Genomic DNA, 2,937 nt, shown 5'->3' on the forward strand with positions numbered 1-2,937 from the left:
CCGCATTCAATATGGGATTATAACTAATAACTTATCTGCGGTCATGCTTCGCCCTTCTCAAAAACCAGATGCACCCGGAAGAAGTCCTTTGGCTTCGCGAACGGGTAAAAAGAAGGAAGAAGCAAGATAAGCCAGGATTGTAGCAATTAAGAACTTCCTCACCGTCACGGACGGTTGCTATATCTCTCTGCTGTCATTAGTGAGGATTCAGAGTCATTAGTCCGTGCCTCAACCTCCCAAGTTTATTGCTAATGACTGATGACTGATGACTGATGACTGCTGACTAATTCCCTAGTTATTTAATTGCTTCTAACATAGCCTGAGAATCAGACAAAAACCCAAAACATTGTTTAACGTTATAAAGAGTAGCCTGCCAACAATACTCTGGGGATGTGGTAGCTGTACAATCTTTGACTAAAATGCAGTCGTAGTTGAGAAAACAAGCATCTTGTAGGGTAGCCATGACGCACTGATCGGCGTTGACTCCTCCAAAGAAAAGTGTAGTTCTTCCCAGGTTACGCAGGATACTATCTAAAGGAGTATCCCAAAAGGCACTCATGCGATATTTGTCAATGCAAATATCCTCTGGTTTCTGTTCTAATTCATCGACAACGGCGGCCGCCCAACTCCCGGCCATCAATACAGATGCGCCGTTTTTGGGTAGCGGATCTCCCAAACCTACGCCCTCGCCCGTGGGATTGTAAACGTGGCGCGAAGCTGCGCTAATATTGAGCAAATCGGGGCGGTTTCCCCAGTTGATCCAAATAATGGGTACTGCGTGCGATCGCAATTTTGGCAGCAAATTTTGCAAAGGATTAATTGGAGTGCGCGCAGGTGTTACATCAACGCCGATGTGTGCTAGCCAACCGTCGGGGTGACAGAAATCGTTTTGCATATCTATCACCAGCATTGCTGCTTTTGCTAAGTCCAATCGCAGGGTTTTCGTTTCTGTTTCTAGGGTAACAGGTTGAGGTGCGATCGGCGATCGCGTGATGTCGGCAATTTTAGCATCAACTTTCCAAGCATTCGGCGCAACGCCCAAGGTGCGGAGAAGATCGGGATTCATATTAATTGTGATTTGAAAACACTTTCAATTTTAGGACTATTTGATTGTTCCTAACTTGTCATACCTTAAATCTTTGCTAAGATTAAGTATCCGGCGCAACTGTTTTGATTAATTTTAGGATTTATTTTTCGTTCCCAAGTATAGCCTGGAAATTCCTTGCAGGAGGCACAGCCTCCAGTAAAGCACAGACGAGACAGAGTATCGCTGATATGCGTTCCCAGCCTAGGCCAGGGAACGAGATTAATAGATGTGAATTTACAAAAAGGATAAATATGTGATACGATCCATAAAAAAAAAAGCAATTGTTGCCAATCTCCAAATCCTTAATTCATCAGCAGTGATTCTCCAATCTAACATCTAAAATACTATGAGTTTTACAATCCAAAATGCTTTGATTCCGGTTGAGAGTGGTTATGAAACCGCAGACGTGCAAGTAGCGGATAATTGCATAAGTGCGTTAGCGAAGCCCTCGAAGAGGATCGCCCAAAATTTAGCTGCTACAGGAATAGCAATCGACGGCAAAAATAAGCTGCTGCTGCCCGGTTTTGTCAACGCGCACACGCACTCTTCTGAAATGTGGCAGCGCGGGATTATTCCGCCTTTGCCGCTGGAGTTGTGGATTGGCGAACTGTACGATTTCACGCCTCTCGATCCGGAACAAGTTTATTTGAGTGCCTTGGGAACTGCGGTAGAAACATTGCTCTCTGGCGGTACAAGCGTAGTCGATCATTTAGTTTTGATTCCGGGGCAAGAATTAGAAACAATTGCTGCCGCAGTTCGCGCTTATCAAGAAATCGGCATCCGCGCTTTTATCGGGCCGTTAATTCAAGATGAATCCCTGACAGCGGGAATGCCTGCTGGCGATGGCGGCATCGAGCACGCGGCTTACATTCGCTCGACAAAGGCAACTTTAGATTTAATGGAAGCCGCCATAAAACAGTTTCACAATCCCGAACAAGGTGTTAATATATTGCTAGCACCTACGGGAATTCAACTGTGTTCCGATGCTTTGTTTGAAGGCTGCATCGATTTGGGCGATCGCTACAATCTTTGCCTGCACGCCCACCTCTTAGAAACTCCAGCTCAAAAACAGTTAGCTCAGGAAAAATACGGCTGTAGCGCCGTTGAACATTTGCAACAAATCGGTTATTTAAGTCCGCGCACTTCCTTAGCGCACTGCGTGTGGCTGGACGATTCCGATATTGCAATCATGGCAGCAACTCAATCGACTGTGGTACACAATCCCCTCAGCAACCTGCGCTTAGGAAGCGGGATTGCACCAATTTTGAAATACCGCCAAGCCGGAGTCAACGTATCTTTTGGCTGCGACGGCGCCGCTAGCAATGACGGTCAAGATTTGCTGGAAGCAATTAAAATTGGTTCGATTTTGCACAACATCACTGATTTGGATTATCGCCACTGGATTACACCGCACCAGTCTGTAGAAATGGCTTCGCTGGGCGGAGCAAAAGGCTTGAATCTAGGCGATGAAATGGGTTCGCTGACTGTCGGCAAAAAAGCCGATTTTGTACTGTACGATTTAACCAGTTTATCATTGTTGCCGCGCACCGATCCGATTGGTTTGCTAATTTTGGGACGCCCGACAAATGCGGTAGACAGTGTTTGGGTAAACGGTAAACAAGTTGTCGCTGAAGGTAAGGTAAAAACGATTGATGTTGATGGTTTGAGACGGCAATTATTCGATCGCAGCGAGTGGAGTAGCAAGCGTCAATCGCCGATGGTGGGCGAGATTGAATCGCACTACCGCCAAGTGATGAAATTGCCTGGTTATTCTTAAGGGGATCGCAGAAATACTCGGCGGTTGAAACCGCGGCTATACAGACAAAACAAGCCGGACGCCGGTTGAAGAA

General features: G+C 46.2%; 2 protein-coding genes. One reads left to right on the forward strand and one right to left on the reverse strand.

Translation table 11 applies throughout. The features are described from left to right. Positions 1–295 precede the first annotated feature (295 nt). Positions 296–1,066, reverse strand: coding sequence for a cysteine hydrolase family protein (locus tag QT974_RS33010; RefSeq protein ID WP_333472583.1), 771 nt, complete (start codon positions 1,064–1,066; stop codon positions 296–298). A 367-nt stretch (positions 1,067–1,433) separates the two neighbouring features. On the opposite strand from QT974_RS33010, the gene QT974_RS33015 reads away from it, so the two are divergent. After that, positions 1,434–2,864: an amidohydrolase gene (locus QT974_RS33015; protein ID WP_333472584.1), complete on the forward strand. Its 1,431-nt coding sequence runs from the start codon at positions 1,434–1,436 to the stop codon at positions 2,862–2,864. The last annotated feature ends 73 nt before the right edge of the window (positions 2,865–2,937 follow it).

It is taken from the genome of Microcoleus sp. BM001215392, from assembly GCF_036700185.1.
In the GTDB taxonomy this organism is placed as follows: domain Bacteria; phylum Cyanobacteriota; class Cyanobacteriia; order Cyanobacteriales; family Microcoleaceae; genus Microcoleus.